This is a genomic window from Thermanaerothrix solaris (assembly GCF_032334255.1).
Taxonomy (GTDB): Bacteria; Chloroflexota; Anaerolineae; order Anaerolineales; family Anaerolineaceae; genus Thermanaerothrix; species Thermanaerothrix solaris.
Genome location: NZ_JAUHMF010000001.1, coordinates 1,632,357 through 1,652,891, shown reverse-complemented (window position 1 = coordinate 1,652,891; position 20,535 = coordinate 1,632,357). Strand labels below are relative to the sequence as shown.

General features: G+C 56.3%; 17 protein-coding genes and 1 tRNA gene. 1 reads left to right on the top strand and 17 read right to left on the bottom strand.

The window, feature by feature from the left end:
* The 8 genes from nagA to QYE77_RS07540 form a co-directional block, all read right to left on the bottom strand.
* Complete coding sequence (nagA, locus tag QYE77_RS07575; RefSeq protein ID WP_315624771.1) at nucleotides 1-1,185, bottom strand: N-acetylglucosamine-6-phosphate deacetylase; 1,185 nt, start codon at nucleotides 1,183-1,185, stop codon at nucleotides 1-3.
* 70 nt (nucleotides 1,186-1,255) lie between these two features.
* Nucleotides 1,256-2,266, bottom strand: coding sequence for a Gfo/Idh/MocA family protein (locus QYE77_RS07570; protein WP_315624770.1), 1,011 nt, complete (start codon nucleotides 2,264-2,266; stop codon nucleotides 1,256-1,258).
* On the bottom strand, nucleotides 2,263-3,270 hold the full coding sequence (locus tag QYE77_RS07565; protein ID WP_315624769.1) for a Gfo/Idh/MocA family protein: 1,008 nt from the start codon (nucleotides 3,268-3,270) through the stop codon (nucleotides 2,263-2,265). The genes QYE77_RS07570 and QYE77_RS07565 overlap by 4 nt, the downstream gene beginning before the upstream one ends.
* Nucleotides 3,271-3,290: 20 nt before the next feature.
* Entirely contained in the window at nucleotides 3,291-4,172 is an 882-nt protein-coding gene (locus tag QYE77_RS07560; RefSeq protein ID WP_315624768.1) for a carbohydrate ABC transporter permease, read from the bottom strand.
* A gap of 10 nt (nucleotides 4,173-4,182) precedes the next feature.
* The gene (locus QYE77_RS07555) at nucleotides 4,183-5,109 is read right to left on the bottom strand and encodes a carbohydrate ABC transporter permease (RefSeq protein ID WP_315624767.1); all 927 of its coding nucleotides are present in this window, start codon (nucleotides 5,107-5,109) and stop codon (nucleotides 4,183-4,185) included.
* Nucleotides 5,110-5,189: 80 nt separating this feature from the next.
* The gene (locus QYE77_RS07550; RefSeq protein WP_315624766.1) at nucleotides 5,190-6,557 is read right to left on the bottom strand and encodes an ABC transporter substrate-binding protein; all 1,368 of its coding nucleotides are present in this window, start codon (nucleotides 6,555-6,557) and stop codon (nucleotides 5,190-5,192) included.
* A 46-nt stretch (nucleotides 6,558-6,603) separates the two neighbouring features.
* On the bottom strand, nucleotides 6,604-7,638 hold the full coding sequence (locus QYE77_RS07545; RefSeq protein ID WP_315624765.1) for an ROK family protein: 1,035 nt from the start codon (nucleotides 7,636-7,638) through the stop codon (nucleotides 6,604-6,606).
* Complete coding sequence (locus QYE77_RS07540; RefSeq protein WP_315624764.1) at nucleotides 7,638-8,366, bottom strand: GntR family transcriptional regulator; 729 nt, start codon at nucleotides 8,364-8,366, stop codon at nucleotides 7,638-7,640. Before QYE77_RS07540 ends, QYE77_RS07545 begins: the two co-directional genes overlap by 1 nt.
* Nucleotides 8,367-8,570: 204 nt before the next feature.
* Here QYE77_RS07540 and QYE77_RS07535 point away from each other — a divergent pair, with 204 nt between their 5' ends.
* Nucleotides 8,571-8,927: a hypothetical protein gene (locus tag QYE77_RS07535; RefSeq protein ID WP_315624763.1), complete on the top strand. Its 357-nt coding sequence runs from the start codon at nucleotides 8,571-8,573 to the stop codon at nucleotides 8,925-8,927.
* A gap of 77 nt (nucleotides 8,928-9,004) precedes the next feature.
* Here QYE77_RS07535 and QYE77_RS07530 read toward each other — a convergent pair.
* From QYE77_RS07530 to QYE77_RS07490, 9 genes are all read right to left on the bottom strand, one after another.
* Nucleotides 9,005-9,078: transfer RNA gene (locus QYE77_RS07530), tRNA-Arg, on the bottom strand.
* 49 nt (nucleotides 9,079-9,127) lie between these two features.
* Nucleotides 9,128-10,216: a glycoside hydrolase family 15 protein gene (locus QYE77_RS07525; RefSeq protein ID WP_315624762.1), complete on the bottom strand. Its 1,089-nt coding sequence runs from the start codon at nucleotides 10,214-10,216 to the stop codon at nucleotides 9,128-9,130.
* Nucleotide 10,217: 1 nt separating this feature from the next.
* Nucleotides 10,218-11,879 carry a glycoside hydrolase family 66 protein gene (locus tag QYE77_RS07520; protein ID WP_315624761.1) on the bottom strand — a complete coding sequence of 554 codons (1,662 nt, stop codon included), beginning with the start codon at nucleotides 11,877-11,879 and terminating at the stop codon, nucleotides 10,218-10,220.
* A gap of 104 nt (nucleotides 11,880-11,983) precedes the next feature.
* Entirely contained in the window at nucleotides 11,984-12,832 is an 849-nt protein-coding gene (locus QYE77_RS07515; RefSeq protein ID WP_315624760.1) for a carbohydrate ABC transporter permease, read from the bottom strand.
* A 5-nt stretch (nucleotides 12,833-12,837) separates the two neighbouring features.
* Nucleotides 12,838-13,623 (bottom strand): carbohydrate ABC transporter permease, encoded by a 786-nt coding sequence (locus QYE77_RS07510; RefSeq protein WP_315624759.1) that lies wholly within the window; start codon nucleotides 13,621-13,623, stop codon nucleotides 12,838-12,840.
* 176 nt (nucleotides 13,624-13,799) lie between these two features.
* Nucleotides 13,800-15,134, bottom strand: a complete 1,335-nt coding sequence (locus tag QYE77_RS07505; protein ID WP_315624758.1) for an extracellular solute-binding protein — start codon at nucleotides 15,132-15,134, stop codon at nucleotides 13,800-13,802.
* Nucleotides 15,135-15,271: 137 nt separating this feature from the next.
* On the bottom strand, nucleotides 15,272-16,486 hold the full coding sequence (locus QYE77_RS07500; RefSeq protein ID WP_315624757.1) for an ROK family transcriptional regulator: 1,215 nt from the start codon (nucleotides 16,484-16,486) through the stop codon (nucleotides 15,272-15,274).
* Nucleotides 16,487-16,563: 77 nt separating this feature from the next.
* A complete protein-coding gene (locus QYE77_RS07495; protein WP_315624756.1) occupies nucleotides 16,564-16,971 on the bottom strand; it encodes an OsmC family protein in 408 nt (135 codons plus the stop codon).
* Between the two features lie 86 nt (nucleotides 16,972-17,057).
* Nucleotides 17,058-20,489 carry a diguanylate cyclase gene (locus tag QYE77_RS07490; protein WP_315624755.1) on the bottom strand — a complete coding sequence of 1,144 codons (3,432 nt, stop codon included), beginning with the start codon at nucleotides 20,487-20,489 and terminating at the stop codon, nucleotides 17,058-17,060.
* Nucleotides 20,490-20,535 lie beyond the last annotated feature (46 nt).

The following is a 20,535-nucleotide window of genomic DNA, read 5'->3' as shown; positions in this document are numbered from 1 at the left end:
TTACCCCCTTCCCATCCGCTGCAGCCGTTCGGCGACCTTTTCGTTCCCAAATACCGGCTCGCCGCCGATCAGGGTAATCACCACCTCATGGGTGACCGAGAGCAAAACCAGGTCGGCGCGATAGCCAGGCCGCAGATACCCCCGATCTTCCAGACCGAGCACGGCCGCCGGGGTGCTGGTGACGGTGCACAATGCTTCCGCCAGGGTGCAGCCGCTGAACGCCATCAGGTTGCGCATGGCGGTGTCAAGGCTGAGCAAACTGCCGGCCAGGGTGCCATCGGGCAGGCGTACCGAGGTGGCGTCCACCCGTACCTCTAAATCGCCCAGGCGATACTCTCCCGGTGGCATTCCCAACGCGGCCATGGCATCGGTGACCAGGGTAAGGCGGTGAGGACCTTTGGCACGCCAGGCCAGCGCTACCATCGCCGGGTGAACGTGGATACCGTCGGCGATCAAGCCCACCGTCAAATCGGGATGGGTGAGCAGTGCCCCGGCCAGGCCCGGCGCGCGATGTTCCAATGGAGGCATGGCGTTGAAGAGGTGCGTGCCGTAGGTTACACCAAGACTGAAGGCATGGAGCGCCTGCTCGTAGGTGGCCAGGCTGTGCCCGGCGGAAACCCGCACGCCCTGGCTGACCAAATAATGGATAACCGCTTCCGCACCGGGTAATTCCGGCGCCAGCGTGACCAGCCGCACCCCCTGATCGGGGCGCCAGCCCTCTACAGTGCTCGGGTTGGGAAGCTGGAGGTAAGCCGGGTTATGGGCCCCTTTACGTCCGGGATTGAGGAACGGCCCTTCGATGTGCCATCCCAGCGGCGTGGCGCCGCGGAAATCGGGCGGTGGGCCAGCCTTCCAGGTCTCCAGCGCCGCCTCCACCTGGCTCAGCGGGCTGGTGACAATGGTGGGCAGGAATGCAGTCACCCCATAGCGCGGTAACTGGCGTGCCACCTCCCAAATGGTGGTCGGATTTTCGGTGAAATCAAACCCAAAGCCGCCGTTGATTTGCAGTTCCAGCCAGCCGGGGGTCACGATCAAATCTTGAGCATCCAGGACAGGCGTTCCGGCCGGGGCGCTCACCTGTTCCGGCGTACCCACCGCCAGGATGCGCCCCTCCGCGATCAGAAGGCGCCCGGGTTTGTAGCATTGGGTCGGAGTATAGAGGGTGGCATTGTCAATCAGCAACATCGCGATACTCCCTTGAAACTGGGGTGGGCCAACAACAAGCCCACCCCCTGGTGTGATGATAAAGGTCGGGTTACAACACTCGCCGTTGCAAGCGCACCGGCTGGCCGCTCTGGACAGACTGATAGGCGGCTTCCACCACCTCCACCGCCCGCAGGCCGTCCTCCCCGCTTACACGAGGTGGGCGTTGGGCGCGAATGGCCTGGACAAAGTCCTCAATCATGGCCTGGTTGGGGTCAGACCCCCAGAACGCCCAGTAGGGGCGCTGCAAGGCATGGGTGAAGACGGTCAGATTCTGGCGGAAGGCATCCACCCACACCGCCCCGCGCTCGGTGACCATCTCGAACGAGAGACCACCCCAGGATGGCCAATAAGGCGGGCGCGACCATGAACAATCTATGGTGGCAAACACGCCGTTCTCAAAAGTCACCCATACCATCCCGCCGGTCTCCACCTCGACCTCGTCGGCGTGGAAGATCCGGTTGGCCACGGCATAGACCTCGGCAACCTCGCTGCCGAGATACCAGCGCATGACATCCACCAGGTGCACGGTATGGTCCATAATGGCCCCACCGCCGGCCAGGATTTTATCCACAAACCAGGCGCGGTGCTTCTTGGGTAGTTCGCCTTGGTTGGAAGAATTGAAGCAGTAAACCTGCCCCAATTCGCCCCCATCCAGGCGTGATTTGACCTCCAGGAGAGGCGTGGAGAAGCGCATCGGAAACGCCGTCATCAACAATACCCCGGCTTGGCGGCAGGTACGGACGATCTCTTCAGCATCTTGGGCGGTGGTCGCTAGAGGTTTTTCGCATAAAATGTGCGCCCCGGCCTGTGCCGCCATTTTAACCAAGGGCAGATGACGGCTGTTCTCAGAACAGATGATAACGCCATCTGGTTTGGCTTCCAACAATTCCTCATAGGTGCGGAAGCGATGTGCTCCAAACAAACGGGCAAAGTGCTCGCCCCGCTGAGGGTCATCATCGGCGAGACCGATCATCTCGACCCCCGGAATGGCGCGTAGGTTCTGGATATAGGCTTCGGCATGCAAGTGGGCAAAGGACATGATTCCAATCCGAATGCTCATTGTAGCCCCTCCCCTAAGGATTCAAGATAAACCACCTGACCGCTGTGGGCCGACTGCACCGCCGCGGCGGCGATTTGGACCGCTGCCAGGCCATCCTCCGCCGTGACCCGAGGTGTCTTACCCTCTTTGAGCGCGGTATAGAATTCTTTGATTTCGGTAGTATAAGGGCTTTCGCGCACCGGGCTGGAGGGTAAGCCCACGTCTGGCGCTTCAGAATGGGGCCTGATGATCAGGCTTTCAATCGGTGAGGTGGCCTGTGAGTCGAACTCGATCATTCCCTGATCACCTGAAAGTTCAAAGCGGGTGCGGAAGGTCGGCGGCGGATATGCCCAAGCCCCAGCCACGTGAGAGATTGCGCCATTCCGGTGCTTGAGCACAACCAAGCCATAATCCACTGGACTGCCTTGATGAACAGCACTGACCTTGCGGGCAAACACGCTCTCTACATCTCCAGCCACCCAACGAGCATAATCCAGGTCGTGAATCATCAAGTCCATCAGGATGCCACCCGACTTGCTCTCATCCAGAAACCAGTTGCCCACCGGCTTCTTGGGACGGTAACTGCCGCGCAGAAGGCGCAAGGTGGCAATTCGTCCAATCTGCCCCTGGTCAATGATTTGTTTGGCCAGGGCATATTCGGGGAAGAAACGCACCACATGGGCGACAAACAAATGCACCCCAGCCTGGCGGCAGGCCTGCACCGCTTTGAGCGCATCGTCCACGTTGAGCGCCAGCGGCTTTTCGCAGATGATATGCTTGCCCTTTGCCGCCGCTTCCAGGATCATCGGCACATGCAGGTGGGTCGGGGTGCAGATATCCACCACGTCCACCTCATCCAACAATGCGGCATAATCCGCAAAAACCTTAGCCCCATACTGCTGGGCAATGGGTTGGGCTTCTTCCACCGTTTCGGCAACAAAGCCCACGATACGCGCATCGGTCTCGGCCCACGCCGCGGCATGGGTCGAGCCCATAAAACCAACGCCGGCAATTCCAACGCGCATAGAGACCTCCCTGAACAATATCATTTGAGTGCCCCCGCAGTGATACTGCGGATCATCTGTTGCGAGAAGATGACATAGAGAATGAGGATTGGCACCATTGCCAGGCTGAGCGAAGATAGCACCGCATTCCAGTCGCTCACAAACTGCCCCAGGAACTGCTGCACGCCCAGCGTGATGGTCGCCGTTTTGGCACTGGGAGCGATCACCAAGGGGAACCACAAATCGTTCCAAATTGGGATCATGGTGAAGATACCGATAGCTCCCAGCGCCGGGCGCACCAGAGGCAAGACCATGGTGTAGATGCGATATTCACTCGCCCCGTCAATGCGGGCTGCGTCCTTTAATTCTTTGGGCACCTGGCGCATAAACTGACTCAAAATAAAGATTGTGAGCGGCAAGCCCTGAGCGATATATACCAGGATCAGGCCGGTCAGTGTGTTGACCAGTCCCAGTTTGACCATCAGACGCAGCAAACTCACCGTGCCCAGGCGGATGGGAATCATGATCCCGATGGAGAGGTAAAGCGCCATCAGGGTATTGCCACGGAAGTTGTACTCCGAGAGGGCAAAAGCCGCCATCGAACCGAAAAAGAGGATGAAGAGCAAGGACACCCCGGTGACAATAATGCTATTGAGAAAATTTTGGGTAAAGTTTGAACGGCTCAGCACCGTTTGGTAACCGATCAAATCGAAATTGGAGGGATTGGGGAACGCAAACGGTTCCCCGAAGATCGCCTTTCGGGTCTTAAACGAATTAATCAAGATCAAAATCACCGGAAAAATAGCCAGCAGGGAGTAACCCGCCAGGATCAAGTGGGGAATCAAGCGGCCAACCCACAGGCGGACGCGATAGAGCAGACCGAAGTCCTTGCCATAGGTGATCGAGCGCGAAACGGTAGTCATGGCATCCTCCTTACATCTCCACGGTTTGCACCCGCCGCTGCCACAGGAACATATAAATGAGGACGCCGGTTAGGATGATGAGGAACATCATCGCCGCCACAGTGGCGCCCATGGTCGGGTTACCCAGTTGCAACTGCTGGCCGAAGAAAGTGCGGTAGAAGAGCGTGCCCATGATGTCGGTGGCAAAGTTCGGCCCGGCCAGCGCCCCTTTGATCGTATAAATCAGGTCGAAGGCATTGAAGTTGCCCACAAACGTTAGGATTCCCACGATACCCACGGTGGGCAGGATGAGCGGGAACTTGATGCGCCAAAAGATTTGCCAACCCGTGGCGCCATCCACACGTGCCGCCTCGATCAGTTCCTCGGGGATGCCGATTAAGGCAGCATAGAACAGCACCATAGGAATCCCCACAAACTGCCATACCGAGATCAGCGAAATGGTCACTAACGCGGTGCTTTCCAGCCCCAGCCAGGGGCGGAAAAGCGCGCCCAGTCCTACCGCTTTGAGAATGCTCTCGGCCACGCCCCATAGCGGGCTGAGAATCAAGTTCCAGATGAAGCCAATGATCACAAACGAGAGCACCGTGGGCATGAAGAGAACGGTGCGGTAAAATTTGCGCCCCCACCCCCCGGTCGCCAAGAGGGCTGCCAGCAATAGCCCGATCGGGTTTTGCACCAACATGTGCACCAAGAAGAAGACAATATTGTTTTTCAGCGCCCCCCAAAAGCGCGGTGCGTAGTCGGAGTCGGTAAATAACTTGATATAGTTTTGGAGTCCGACAAAATATTCCTTATTATCTGGCCCGGTGGCGAAAAATGACAAGCGGAGCGAATCGATCAAGGGATAAATCATGAATAAGGTATAAACAATCACCGCCGGGGCTAAAAAGACCACGATATGGGTGGGAAAAGTGCGCGACTTCAATTTGGCGCTCACGTTCACCTCTCCAACGTTAATCTTGAGCCGGGCGGGGGTGGCCGGCAATGGCCTGACCACCCCCTTCTGCCCTATCTGCCCTACTGCTTGGGCTTATACCATTTGTCTAATCCAGCCTGGATCTCCTGCGCAGCCTGTTCGGGGGTGAGGGTACCGTTGATGACCGCCGCGCTCACCCGCCACAACTCGTTCTCGAGGTTGGGCTCGCCGCGCGAGAGAATGTGATACGAGTTGCGGATCGTGGATTTGCACTCGTTGCGCCAGGAGACGAATTCCTGCGCCAGCGGGTCTTTCAACTCCACGGGAGTGCTGTGGAGCGGGAAGAAGCCGGGCAGGGCATTGCCGTAAAGTGCGGCAAACTCGGCCGAGGCGACCCAGGAGAGGAATGTCTTTGCTTCCTCGGGGTGTTTGGTCGCCGCGTTCATCCCCAAAGCGATATCCACATGATCGCTGATGTAGCACTGGTCGCCCGCTTTTTCCACCGGGGGTTTGAAAATCCCCAAGGGGAAGGACGCCTGTTTCTCAAACAGCGCAATTTCCCATGAACCGGTGGGGTAGATCGCGCCCTTGCCCAAGGTGAAGAGCGCTTGGGCGTCCGGGTATTTTACGGACTCAAAGCCGGGCGGCAGATAATCGCGCCAGCGTGCCAGTTGCTGCCAGGTCTTGATGTAGGGCTCATCGGTGAACTTGGCTTCACCGCGGATGAGCGCCAAACGGCCCTCTTCACCCTTCCAGTAGTTGGGGCCGATGTTCTGGAAGCCCATGGTCGCAGCTTCCCACATGTCCGCCGTGCCCATTACCAACGGGATATAGGTGCCATCGGCTTTGATCTTATCCAGCACTTGATAGAACTCATCCCAGGTGGTGGGCTCTTGGAGACCCAGTTTATCGAAGGCTTCTTTGTTGTAGAAGAAGCCGTGAATGACCGATGCCATTGGCACACAGAAGGTTACCGAGAGGTCATCGGTGCTCCAGGCCGTCTTGGCAAAATCGGTGAAGTTCTCCATGCCCGGCAGGTCGTTGAGCGGCGCCAAGTACCCTTTCTCATAAAGTTTGAGCGAGGCGTCGAAGGGACGACAGGTGATCAGGTCGCCCGCGGTACCTGCCTCTAACTTGGAGTTCAGCACACCGTTGTACTCGGCCGGCGCAGTGGGGCTGAACACCACGTGAATGTTGGGATGCTTGGCCTCAAACGCGGGGATGATCACATCCTGCCAGATGGGTAGGTCATCATTGCGCCAGGATTCGATGATCAGCGTCACCTTCTCACCACCGGCAGCAGGGGGCTGGGTGGCTTCGCCCGCGGCTGGGGGTTGGGTGGCTTCCCCCGCGGCTGGGGGCTGGGTGGCCTCACCCGCGGGTGGAGCTTGGGTAGGGGTTGCCTGGGCGCAGGCCGAAAGCACCAACGCCACTAAAAGTAACATTGCCAGAACTACGTGCTTACGCATCTTCTTCCTCCTCTTCATTGGGGTCGGGGTTTTAAGGGTGCATGACTTACACAATGGTGTCGTCTCTTGTTCCCTTTGCATCACCTCCTTTCGATAAGTGGGTCCGCCGCGCTTGCCAGACCAGACACGCCGCACCCAGCGCTGGGTTCTCCAATTGCGAACGGACGATGCGCAGGTTGCGATAACTGGCTGCCAACACACGATGGGGCAATTCGCGTTCCAGATAAGCGCGTAAAGGTTCAAAGACGGCTAACCCCAAGCCGCCACCAATGACGATGCGAGCCGGGTTGAGCAGCCCCAGGATGTACGCCACCAGGGTGGTGAAGGCTGCTGCCATCTCATCCAGCGCCGCCTGCGCCAGAGCATCTCCCTCCGCTGCTGCTTGCACCACAGCATGGGCGTCCAAATCAACCATCGCAAGACGGGTGGGATGGGCCCCCGCGGCAAGCAGACGCTGGGTAATTGCCACCAGCCCCGGCCCGGAGACGACGGTCTCCACACAGCCACGTAAGCCACAAGCGCATGGGCGACCTTGCTGCGGATCGAGCGCGATATGCCCCACCTCAGCAGCGTTACCATCAGCGCCACGCACCAGGTCGCCATGGGCAATGATGCCCCCGCCCAAGCCAGAACCGATGCCCAAGAAAACGAAATCTTCACATCCCTGCCCTGCTCCCCAGTAGTACTCGCCCAGGGCAGCAGCGTTGGTATCCTTTTCAATCCATATCGGGAGCGGACTTGCCAAGCGGGCTTGCACCTCACGCACCAGGAAAACTTCCTGCCAGCCCAGGTTGACGGCATTTCGCACACTGCCCTCAAGCGGGTTGACCTGGCCTGGGCTGCCAATACCCACCCCCAGCAGTGTCCCACCTTGGGCAAGGGCGCGTTCCATCAGGAAAGCGACCTCGGCAGCAAGGTCGTCAAGCACGGCCGCCGGCCCACGCTGGGGTAAGGTTGGGCGGTGATGGGCTTCCAAAACCGTGCCGGTTTCTGTCACCAGCACCGAGGCGATTTTAGTTGCGCCGAGATCAATGCCAATGGCTAAAAGTTGTGATGAGGGCGATGGAGGCTGCCCGATCATTACCGGCTCCAAATCTCTATGGTGAAGAAAAAGCGGTCGCTACGGTAGTAGGATTCGACAAATTCAAAGGGCCTACCCGATTGATCAAACGTGGTGCGAAAGATATGCAGGATCGGGCTTCCTTTGTTGACCTGCAGAAAGCGGGCTTCCTCAGCTGGGCACGCCACGGCTTCCATCTGTTGCAGCGCACGCTGCGGCTCAACCCCAAAATGCGCTTTGAGGGTAGCGTAGAGGGAGCGCTGGCTCATATCCAGGTCAAGTAAAGGACGAAAGGGTTCTTCCGGCAGGTAGGCGATTTCCAGTGCCAGGGGTTGCCCATCCGCCAGGCGCACACGTTTGAGCATAATGACCGCTGTGCCGATTTTGATTTGCAACGCGCGGGCTACCGGCGGAGGCGCCGGTAGCACCTCAAACTGTAGGACTTGGGATGAGGGGGTGCGATGATGAGCTTCCATGTCCTGGGTGAACGAGGTCAGCAACCCCAGGTGTTGCTGGATGCGCGGCTGGGCGACGAACGTCCCCTTGCCATGTACCCTCACCAGCAAGCCCTCATTGATCAGGTCACCGATAGCCTGGCGCACTGTGGTACGGCTGATCTTGAAGCGCTCGCCCAACTCCTTCTCGGTTGGGATGCGTTCCCCCGGCTTGAGCAGCCCTTGCAGGATCTGATCCTGAAGGTAACTTTTCAATTGGTAATAAAGGGGGATTGGGCTGTTTGCGTTGAGCATGCGCCGGGTCGGAAGTAGAGTTATATTGTTATAACATCATGATGTTGGGATATGACATTTCTACTATAAAAAAATCGAGGTCGAAAATCAATAGGTAAGCCCATTTTTTAAGCCACACACAATCATTTTTTAAGGTTGGGTGTGAGAATTATTTCCTCTTTAACCATCTTTGTGATATGATATGGGCTTGAGGTGATGGAGCCTATGGACGACCGAATTACGATTATCGAAGGTCCACCCCCGGTATTCGAGGACGTCGAGGACGGGTGGGCGCTAGGGCTCAATGAAAGCCCGAATTTGTATCATCTAGCGTTGACCCGTCTGCGCACTTTCAATGGTGCGGCGTTGGTGGAACGTTGCTATCGCATGTGGCGGCGTCAACAATCCATTTATCTTCACTTCCGCAACCCGCTGGGTCTGGAAGAACGCGTGCCCATCCTGGCAGCTCGCTCCGTCGAGACCCCGGAAGGGCAAGTGCTTTTACTGTGGGTGCGCCACAAGCATGAGGAAGCCGAGGAAATCGGTAGCGACTTTGAAGACCGCGACGATTTCAACAATTAAACCCGACGGATTTGCGTCGTAACCGCAAATGTAAAACCCCTTCCGCAGGTGGAAGGGGTTGTTTTTTTCGCCCCGTGTGCCCCAGGAGGGACTTGAACCCCCAACCAAGGCGTTAGGAGTGCCTTGCTCTATCCTTTTGAGCTACTGGGGCCCGGCAGGATGTATTATACCACGACCTTAAAGCCTGACGCGTTTCGTCCCTATTCCTTACCAGTAGGGGTGGAATTCAACGCCCGATACAGAATAATGTACTTGGCATGCGACCACAATAACGGTTTCGCAATCGGCCCCCACCGCTCAACCCAGGGGATGTAAAACGCCGGGTCAATAAGCGAGGCTGGGACTTGTTCGGGAAGATTGCCCTCTACATCGGCCTGGGCTTCCATCCAAGCCAGCAACGCCTGCGCGCGCGAGGTTTCCCCACTCTCTGCATAATACCAGCCCAACCAGCCCGCCAATAACACCCATTCGCCGCCCCCATAGTACGTATCCGTGGCATAACGGCGAACGCCTCCCTGTGGCACGTGAAGCGTTTGCTCAATTTCGGCCACCGTGGCTTGCATGAGCGGCGCCTGAAGCGAGACCACCCGGTACGGGACTGCCAGACCAAGCAAACTGGCATCCACACCCTTGTCACCGATGAATTTGACAAAATGTCCTGCCTGCACCGCATTGCTCAGGATGAAATCCCGAATGTTCTGCGCCGTTTGAGCGCTTACGGCATCGCTGCCCCAGCGGGAATAGGCCTCTAACCCACCGCAAATCGCGGCCAACGTGTAGGGGTGAATCGCCTCCGGGTGCTCTTCCCAACAATCGTAGCAAGGGGTTTGCCACAGCGCCCTTAAGTAAGTCGCCACCACCTCACCAGCCTGGCGCCATTCGGCGGGCAGGGAGTCACCACTCATTTGAATATGCTGTTCAACTGCCCATAACCAGGTCCCAAACCCATCAAGTTGAAAGTTCGCCCAGCCCTCCCCGCCAGCCTCCTCCCCCTCTAGGGTGTAGCGGGTGTGAAGGTAATCTTCTCCCAAGGGTAAACCCTGGTGGGCTTTTTCAACCGCCCGCTGGGCTTTTTCGGCATGGCGTAAGATGGTTCGAGCGCTCCAGGTGTGAAAGCGAAAGGCACTGTGATGTTCACCTGCCCGATTCATGGCATAGGCAATGTAGGCACCATCCCGAAACCAACAATAGTGGTAGGTGGGAAAATTGGGACTGGCAATGTAACTCCCAGTTGGAGCTTGATTTTTCAGAATAATAGCAATACTCGCGCGGTATAGATCCAGTTGCATGTTATTGACTCCATTCGATCAGAATCAGCCCCCAGTAATGGAGCGCAGGGATTTGAAATCTTAACTCTCCCTCTGCAAGCGTAAACGGAAGAGGAGAGAGCACGAAGTTCGGGAAATCAGGGGAAGCCCACCACACCTGACGGACGGCGCGAGGAACCTTTTCTAAAACAACAGGCTGACCAATGATTGTGGTAGGTATCTGGGTAATGGGTTGGTTCCATTCCCCAGTTGACAACCCCACCAAGTTGATCAGGTTAATTGCTGTAAATGAATCGCTTTCTCTAACTAATGGATAAACCTTATTCCATTGAAGGCTGGGGGACGTTTCCAAGCCAGGTAGGATAATGCGAGGGGCATAGTCGGTTGTAGCCTCGCGGGTAGTAGGACCGAAGAAATTTTGATAGCGAATGGCAAATTCCTGATAACGTCGTAGTGTTTCTCCCAATGATGGCGAAAGCGTTTTGTAGTTGGGAAAATAAGGGTCGGCCAGATACCCCTCCTCCTCGCCAAATTCAATGTGGGAGCCCCCACTGGCCAAGATGATGGCATCCATAAGGCGGGCGTTAACCTCATACCTGGGGTCAATATAAGCCGCCAAAACCACCGCCTTCCCGCCGCTGAGATGTTGTGCCTGGACAATCAGGTGGTGAAGATCTTGGAAAGACGTATAGGGCGGCCAGACCTCGATATACACAATGTCCTGCCCCGCCGCAGCCACGGTTTCTATCGGCCAGTTGCCGACGGCATTGAAAACAACTGCCCCCTCGGGACGTAGTCGCCGCACATGCTCGCGGGTGAGGTTGATCAATGCTGCGAGCGGTTCGGCCAGGTTGAAATGGTTTCCTTGGACGTCGTAGGCATCCTTGGGATCGCCATATTGATCCAGGTGAATACCGTCAAAATCCGTTTGGGTGAGGATTTCATCAAATTGGGCCAATAGATGCTGAGACCAGGGCGAACTCGGGCGCGGATCCATGTACACCAGGAAATTCTCTCCCAATAAATAGGGCTGACCATTGGACCGATAGAGGGCCCAGTCAACATGCTGGTGATAAAACGCCATGGACGCGGCGTAAATTGCCGTGTAGGGCATGGCTGCAATACCTCGAGCATGGGCAGCTGTGATCATGGTATCTACGGTACGCCTAGAAAGCGTTCGTCCCAGCGGATCCTGGTAAGGTTCCTGTTCGGTTAGGAACTGTTCGTGGCGGTACATCCAATCGTAGAATTGCAACGCATTGAGGCGATACGTTTGGATCGATCGAAATACCGCCTCAATGTTCGGGCGGTTAGGTTGGAAGTCACTTAAGAACCCATAACGGGGCATCTGCGTCCAGTGTTCCAATACGTCAAACGCCGTGGAATGGGCTGCGAGTGTTCGCCCATCCGATGTACTCACTGTCACATCTAGCCCATAACCACGTGGCGCTTCTGGCGTCGGGTGCCAGACGAATTCCAAGCTTTTAATGCCCATAGAAAGGGTGAGAGTGCGTTGTAACTCGACAAGAGGTTGAGCCATGAAAACAACCCGCGCCTTCACGGAAACAGGAAGGGCGTCCATGGCTTCGTTTCTTACCCTCACCGACCAGACAACCGGTTCACCAGGGCGGAAAAAAGCGCGGGGAAATTCAACTCCATCAATGGTGACAGCAGATTGCGTCATAGTATCCTCTGAAAGTAGATCCGGAGGTGGAGAGACCAGTGTGCCACATGCGGATAATCCCACTCCACCCATAAGTAACAGGGCAAGCCCCCGATAAAAGCCATTCATCCTTTAACCGCACCAGCCGTAATGCCGCTGACGAAATATCGTTGAAGGGCAATAAAGATGATCAGCACCGGGATCAATGCGATGATCATGGCCGCAAAAACCAACCCCCACTCAGTGCCGTGTTGCCCCTGAAACGAGTAAATAGCAATCGGCAGGGTGCGTTTGAGGGGATCATCTATGATGGTCAAGGCCCAGGTGAATTCATCCCAATGGCCGAGAAAGGAAAAAATGGTCACTGTGGCCAGCGCCGGAGCCGAAAGTGGCAGGATCATACGCAGGAAGATGGTGAAGTAACCGGCACCATCCATCAGCATGGCTTCTTCAAGTTCGTGGGGCAATTGCTCGAAGAACCCGCGCAGTAAAAACGTGTTGAGCGATGTACTACCGGCAATGTAAACCAAAATTAATCCCCACAAACTATTGCGCAAACCTAAGGTTTTGATCAATACAAATTTTGGGATAATGGTGATCATGTCGGGCACCATCAGCACCAGAAGAATGGCGAAGAACAGGATCTCACGCCCAGGAAACTTAAAACGAGCAAAGGCATAGGCCATCATGGCTGAAAACAGGACGGTGAAGAACGTGGAGGTCAAAGCTACAACCGCGCTGTTGGTGAAATAAAGTTGAAAATTATTGGAAGTCCAGGCACGCATAAAATTACCGATTGAAGGATGGGTGGGGATCAACTGGGGCGGATATTCGATAACAAAGACGTGTTCCTTAAAGGCATTGGAAACCATCCAAAGAAACGGAAAGATCATCACCACTGCGCCACCCGCCGCAAGAAGATAAAGCAACACCAGGCGGAAGAATCTTTTGGGGTTAAAAGGTTTCCTAGCCACTCTCATTAGTACACCTCAACTGGTTTGCGCAAGAAGCGCATCTGCAGGTAACTCGCCGTGATCAGAAAAACGGCCATCAACATCGAAAGGGCAGCACCATAGCCAAAATCCAGGAAATCGAAAGCCTGGCGGTAGGTGTAACTCAATAGGACTTCGGTTTGCTGGCGCGGTCCACCTCCGGTGATCAGATAAACCGAGATAAAGACGTTGAAGCCGCCGATAAGGAGCATCACCAGCGTGAAGACGACTGTCGGTCCGAGCAGGGGAAGGATAATCTTCCAAAACCGCTGCCAGCCATTGGCTCCATCAATGGAAGCGACTTCCATCAATTCACGAGGGATGCCCTGCAACGCAGCCAGGTAAATCACCATAGACCACCCAATCCCCTTCCAAATCCCCAAGACCAGGATGGGGATAAAGGCCGTGCTGGCTTGTTCATACCACATGATGGGTTTGCTGACCACATGAAACACTTCGACCAGAAAATAATTGACCAGTCCGTTGGGGCTTTGAAAAAGATAACGAATGAGAAGGGAGACGATAACCCATGAGGTAATCACCGGCAGGTAATACAGCGTTCGAAAGAAAGCCCGTCCCCGTGGCAGGCTGTGCAAGAGCAGCGCTGCTACCATCGCCAGGATCATTTGACCCGGTACCGTTACCAAGGTGTAAATCAAGGTGTTAATGAAGGCACGTCCTACCACCGGGTCATTGAAAGCCCGCACATAATTTGCCAGGCCAATGAACTGGCTGGCTTTTCCCGGCATGAGGGACCATTTATAGAAACTCATTTGAAACCCCTTAACCAAGGGGTACACCTGGAAGGTAAGGAAGAACAGGATCCCTGGAAGGAGAAATAGGTAGGGCACAAGGGTCTTGCGGGTTTTCAAATTCAAGGCCATGGTAAAAACCTGAGAAGGTGGGGTGAGGGGGTGTGCAAGCGGCTCACACCCCCTCTGAGCAATCACTACTGGGACGAAGCCAATAATGCATCCAAATCCGTAGCCAGGCGGTCAAGATTTTCCTGGACGGTACCTTCACCAGCCAGGATCGCTTGCCCGGTATTGGTCAGTTTCTCCTCCATGCGCGCCCAAGCCGGGTGAGGGGTGCGGGCTTTGGCTGTCTTAAGTTGTTCGAGAAAGATGCCAAAGAAGGGGTGATTCTTGATCACCTCGCTGTCCCCGGCGCTCTTCAGCACCGGCATCTGGCCGGTTTCAACCCATTTGAGTTGCGTCTCTTCGGACAGCATAAAACGCACAAACTCCGCTGCTGCCTCTTTGTGCTGGCTCTGCTGGAAGATCACAATATCCTCACCGCCAACCACTGAAATGGAACCGCCTTTTCCGGCCGGCATGAGCGCTAGGCCATAGTCTTTGTCCGGGAACTGACTCCCAAACAAAGGCGGGAACCACGGGCCCTCAAGCAACATGGCAATTTCGTCTTTAGCAAAACCGCCCCAGGCATCCACGCCACCCCCTTTGATGCCGGGATGAATGTAACCATTATCTACCCCATCTTTGAGGAATTGATAGGCCGCTGCCGTCTCCGGACTGTTCACGTAACCACTGGCTTTGGTAATCTGGGGATCGGTGATATCCCCACCAAATGACCAGATCCACGGGTTGACCGCCCAGGCGTAGGTACCACCATCGGCAAAACAATATTTGCCCTCACCAAGTTGTTTGATCTTCTCGCAGGCTGCCAAAAATTCGTCCACCGTGGCGGGGGGTTTTTCGATCCCAGCGGCAGCAAACATGGCCTTATTGTAAACCAGCACGCGGGTGTTGGTATCCAGGGGTAAACCATAATAATGTCCCTGGAAAAAGTTGGTTGAAAGTGGGCCGGGGAGCATTTGATCTTTGAGGGTCTCGAAATCGGTCATGGTTTCATCCAGTTTTGCTAGCGCACCCTGATCAGCCAATTCCGGCACCCAAATGATGTCCACCCGAGCAACATCCGGAGCCGTTCCACCGGAAAGCGCAATCAGAAGTTTGCGCCGGAACTGATCGTATGGCACCAGCACAGCCTGCACCTTGATATTGGGATGCTGGGCTTCAAAGGCCGGGATGATCGTTTGCTCCAAAAACTTGGCTTCCACGTCAGCGTTATAGGCATGCCAGAAGGAAATAGTCACTGGCCCCTCCGGTGCCGCGGTGGGGGTGACCACTTTCTCCTTCTCTACAACCACGGTTTCTACAACCCCAGTGGGGGGAGGAGTGGTTGAAGCAGGTGCACAGGCACTCAGCACCAGAGCAAGCAGCACCAAAACATAGAGCAGGATTGGGATACGTCGGATGTTCATTTTCTTCTCCTTTCTTAATTATTGGGGAAAAACCAAGCGAGATGTAGACGGATTGTGAGGAATTTTGGGGCTTTGAACGACCTCCTTTCAATTACTATATTCATCGAATAAACAAACTATGAGTAAAAAAAGAACTCTCATCCTACCGAGCCAGCAATCGCCTCGCGTTGAATTGGCGATTTAAACAACTCGCCTAACACCAGACTGGCAGCTCCCCTGGCCCAGGCATCATCTCCCCAGGGGTCAATGCGGATTTCGGTGCCGTTGCGTAGCCCCGGCATCACATGACGGGCAATAGCCTGACGCATTGGGGCAAACATCCACTCACCGTTGCGGGTACCCTCACCACCGATGATGACCATTGCGGGATCAAATACATTAATAAGATTAGCGATTTGAACCCCTAACACATCCCCGGCGCGGGCAAAGATGTGACGGGCACTTTCATCACCGGCCTCGGCTAATGCAACAAGATCCTCAATTTTCGTCACCGGCGCAGACAGTTCACCGCGTTGCCAGGCCTCCTGAGCCTGACGTAACAACCCCGGATCGGCTACAAGGGTTTCCAAACATCCCCGTCCACCACACGCGCAGACCGGCCCCTGTGGATCCACTACAATATGACCAAACTCACCGGCACCACCTCCATGCCCGCGATAAATTTGACCTTGAACCACGATACCCATCCCAACACCGCGCCCAAGTGTGACAACCAGGAAATTCTCAACGGTGCGCGCCGTACCAAACCACTTTTCGCTCAGTGTCAGGGTATTGACATCGTTGTCCACATAGACGGGGACGCGCAACCGCGCCTGCAAGAGATCGCGCAGGGGAATGTCGCGCCAGCCAAAAGTGGGAGAATACTTCAGGACACCGCGGTTACCATCCACTACCCCCGCCAGACCAAGCCCAACACCCAACAGTTGTTTCTTTCTCACACCTCCAACGCGGGTCAGATGAGACACCATATTGACAACCCCCTCAAGTACGTCATCGAGGCTAAGAGCAGGCAAGTCTGACGATTGTTTGGCGATTACTGTGGCCGTCAGATCGGTTAGCGCCCCAATGAGATGCCATTCGGTGACCTTTATTCCGACGACAAAACCGCCGCCAGGATTAAGGCGGAGCAGAATCGGAGGACGGCCACCGCTCGAATCACCCTCGGCATGCTCCAACACTAGGTTTTCGGCGATGAGTTCTGCTGTGATGGCGCTAACCGTGGCTGGGCTGAGACCGGTGAGGCGCGCAATTTCGGCACGCGAGATATCGCCATGGGATTTTATCGCGTTCAAGATAATGGAACGATTATGGGCGCGCATTAGGTCACGGTTGCCAAGGGGAGCAGGGGACATTGTTAGTTTATTCACTGAATATATTTATTGTTTATAGCATACTCTTTTTCACCACCCATGTCAAGAGGTTTTTTTCCTCACCCCGCCCTAATCTCAAAATCATACGTAATCTCAGCCACGCCGCGCACCGTGGCCGCCACCGAGCAGTACTTCTCTTCTGAGAGACGAATCGCCTGTTCAACCGCCTCAGCAGTCAGCCCATCCCCCTGCAGCACATAGTGGATATGAATGCGGCGAAAGGTCCACGGGGGATCGTCATCCTGCTCCCCCCGAACTGTGATCCGCAAAGCCTTCAAATCCATGCGCTTCTTGCGCAAGATCTCCACGACATCTACCGCCGTGCATGCCGCCAACGCGACCAGGAGCAACTCCGAGGGCTTCATTCCCACCCCTTCATCCGGGGTTGAGAGCACCACGCTATGCTGGGTCGAGTCCACCCCCACAAAGCGCTTGCCACCGATCCATTCAACCATTGCCGTTGCCACGTCTACTTCTCCCAGGTCAAGAATAAGGCATGAGACGGCTCTAGTTTAATGGCAAACAGTTATTATGGCGAGCCAGCGTAAAAATTTTAAGTCCTGGCTCCTCCGATCAGGTATAACGCACGGCGCGCCATTCCCTCCACCGAGAGCCCTTCCCAATCCGCACGTACTGCGGCCAGGTCGTCTGCGCTCAACACGCTGAGATCCAAGTGCTGGCGTAATACCTCGGCGCGGCGGCGAATCTCGTAAACCGCTTGAGGATGGCTCTGCACCCGTTCGAGTAGGACCAGCGCCAGCGCCACTTCCCCCTGGCGCTCCCACACTCTGGCCAGGTTGGTCAGTATCTCCAGCAGCAGGGGCCAGGCCTGGCTCTCCAGGGCAACGACCAGCCCGCGCCCAAAAGCGTCACTGGCCGCTTTCAGTTCTCCCAATCCCAGCGCTACCTTACCCAGCGAATCGAGCACCGCCGCGTGCAGGGCGGCCGCCCCCACCCGCTGTGCTATCTCCAAACTCTCGTTGAGTAACACACGGGCTTGCTCATAGTCTCCATTCTCTAAGGCTACATTAGCCAGGTTGTTCAATGCTCGCGCGACCTGTCCCTCATAACGCAGGGTGCGCCCCACATCCAACGCTTGGCGGAAGTAATGGGCGGCCAGGGAGTTATCCCCGCGCTGGTAGGCCACCACTCCCAGGTGGTTGATAACTTCGCATACTGCGCGCAGGTCGCCAATTCGGCGGAAAAAGTGCAATGCCTGTTGCAACCTTTCTTGGGCTTCATCCAGCCGTCCTACCGCACGCAGGGTACTGGCTAGGCTGTCCAGCGCAGTGGCGTAGGCTTGGGTTTCTGCGTCCATTTGGAGCAGTTCCAAGGCACTCTCCAGCATCTTCAGACTCTCCGGATAATCCCCCAAATGATAAGCAAATTCGCCTCGCCGAACCAGCACCCGTCCCAAGAAACGCCGCGCCTCACTTTCGTTAGCGGTATCCGCTTTCGTCAGGGCTTGGAGTGTCTCATTCAACCAATGCGCCGCCTCCATAAAGCGCCCCCGCGTGCCCAGCATACTGCTAAGCGTGTCCAGTGCTGGCAGAAGCAAGTCAAAACGCTGGTGCCCCAAGGCCCATTCCCAGGCATGGCGCAGGTTGGGGTAATCCTGTTCCAGCATCCGAAGCGCCCGGGCTTGGTCGGCCCCATACAGGGCATAGCCAATCTGGGCTACCCGCGACAGCATCCACTCCGCATGGCGACGGCGAGCATCTTCGGCCAGTGTGGGGAAGGCATGCAGGCGCTCCTCGGCGTACTGGTGCAACAAGGGATGGGTACGATACCACCCTTCAGTTTCGAGGTTGAGGTAAGCCTTGCTCACCAATCCATCCAAGAAGAAGATCGAAGCATCCGCAATCGCCCTTGCCGCCTCAGCGGTAAAACCTCCGCGAAAAACGCTCAAGCGCAGTAAAACGCGCTGTTCTTCAGCGGAAAAGAGATTCCAAAATGCATCCAAGACATTCTGTAAGCGTTGCTCGCCCGCACGATCCGTCCCGGCCTGCTCCATCCAGGGTGGACGTTGGCGGATGAGATGAGCAGCCTCGGCCAGACCCAACGAAGCAGCCCAGGAAGCCACAATCTGAATCGCCAGGGGTAATCCCCCACTCATCTGACAGAGGTCAACCACGTGCTGGTGATCATCCACAGCCACGCCAAACGCAGGCTGCAATTGCTGCGCTCGCTGTAGGAACAACTGCACGGCTGGATAGGCCTCCAATCCCTCAATGTCCGACGAAGGAGGGCAGGCTAATCCTCGCAGGGGAAAGAGCCATTCCGCCGGCAAATACAACGCATCACGACTGGTTACCAGCAGATAGACCCGCGGTGCCCTATCCAAGCATTGCCACAAGAAGGTGCGTAGTTCGGGATGCTGTTCCACATCTTCCAACAAAAGCAAGGCGTGACGCGTACGCAGGTGCTCAAGCAACTGCTCCCAGGGAGAAATGGAGGATGCTTGAAACGTCAGCCCCAGCACCTCGCCCAAACCGATGGCTACCTCATCCAGGGAACGATCTCCTGCTACCGAATATCGAAAGACCCCATCCGGAAAATCTTCCAGGTGTTCCCAAGCCACCTGCATTGCCAGGCGCGATTTGCCCACCCCACCTGGGCCGACCACGACCACCAGGCGACGCTGGAACAGTTGCCGTTCTAACGCCCATATCTCCTCTTCACGTCCCACCAGGGGCGGCCAAAGCAGCGGTTCGGGCAGGTTATGGGAGGAACGTGCCGGGCGTAGTTGCGCCGGATCGAATGCTGACCAGGCGGATGACGTTTGGAATCGCCACCCCTCCGCGGTGGGTAGCAGCACCTGATGTGCCATTAACCCCTCAATCAGGTCTTCCAGCGCCCCGGGCAGGCCACCGCTCGCCGTATGTAGCCAGGCTAGAATCGCCGCCGGAGGTTCCATCTGCAACGCCTGGCGTACCCACAAGCGGGTGCCGTATTCCGAAAGTGGTTGCAGCTGGATCACCCGAAACAATGGGGCGCGGAAATCGCCGGCCATGCCCGATGTGGTGTAAGCAATCCCAAGCGGCCAGGGGGTAGCCTCGCTCAGCAATGTTCGGACCGCCTGCAGTGAAGCCGCATCCATCCAGGCCGGGTTGTCCAGGGTGACTAGCAACCCACGTGCATTCTGTCGAGCCACTTCACGAAAGAGAGCGGCAAAAAATGGTGCTAATCCCTGGGTGGGAAGCACCTCTAACGGCCAGGCGCGAGCCGCCTCACTGAGCACCCCCAAGTAGCGGCGCGAACGGGCTGGGTTACCGCTCAACGCCAGCACGGCCAATCCGCGTAAACGCGCCAGGCGTTGCACTTCTTCCAGAAAGCGCGTTTCACCACCCCGAGGGGGCGCCTCAATGCGCAGGACCCCATGATGATGAACCTCTAAATCGTTGAACCATGAGCGCAGAGCTTCCAGTGCCGCCTCGCGCTCGATCAGTCGTGGTGGCACCAACGGCTGGCGGTGCCATTCTGTTGGTGGGTTATTCGGCCCCACCAAGAGCCCCTTGCCACTGCGTTTAGCCTGATAGTGGCGGCGGTCGGCCACCCCGAGTAGTGCCTCCACATCCATCCCATCTTGCGGAAACAACGCCACGCCCAGGCTCAGGCGTAAACGCAAGGGAGGGTCGCCGTCAAAGTCTTGTTCCTGAATGGCGGTGACCAGGGCTTTCCCCAGCGCCACCGCCGCGTCGGAATCCACAGCCGGCAGGATGATTAAGAACTCGTCCCCGCCATAGCGCACAACTTGGCCCCGATCACCCACAAAGGCGCGCAGATACGATCCCAATTCGGCCAGAATGACATCGCCGCGCGCATGGCCGAAAGCATCATTGATGGATTTAAAATCATCTAGGTCCAGAAAAAATAACGTCAGTGGTTGCTCATAAGATTGTGCCTGAGCCAGCGCCGCTTGCAACAACGGCATCAGCGCAGCACGGGAATAAACGCCGGTTAATGTATCCAGGGGAAAACTCACTCCACACCTGCACTTTCTACATATTCCCGTCTTTGTGTGCGCTTAA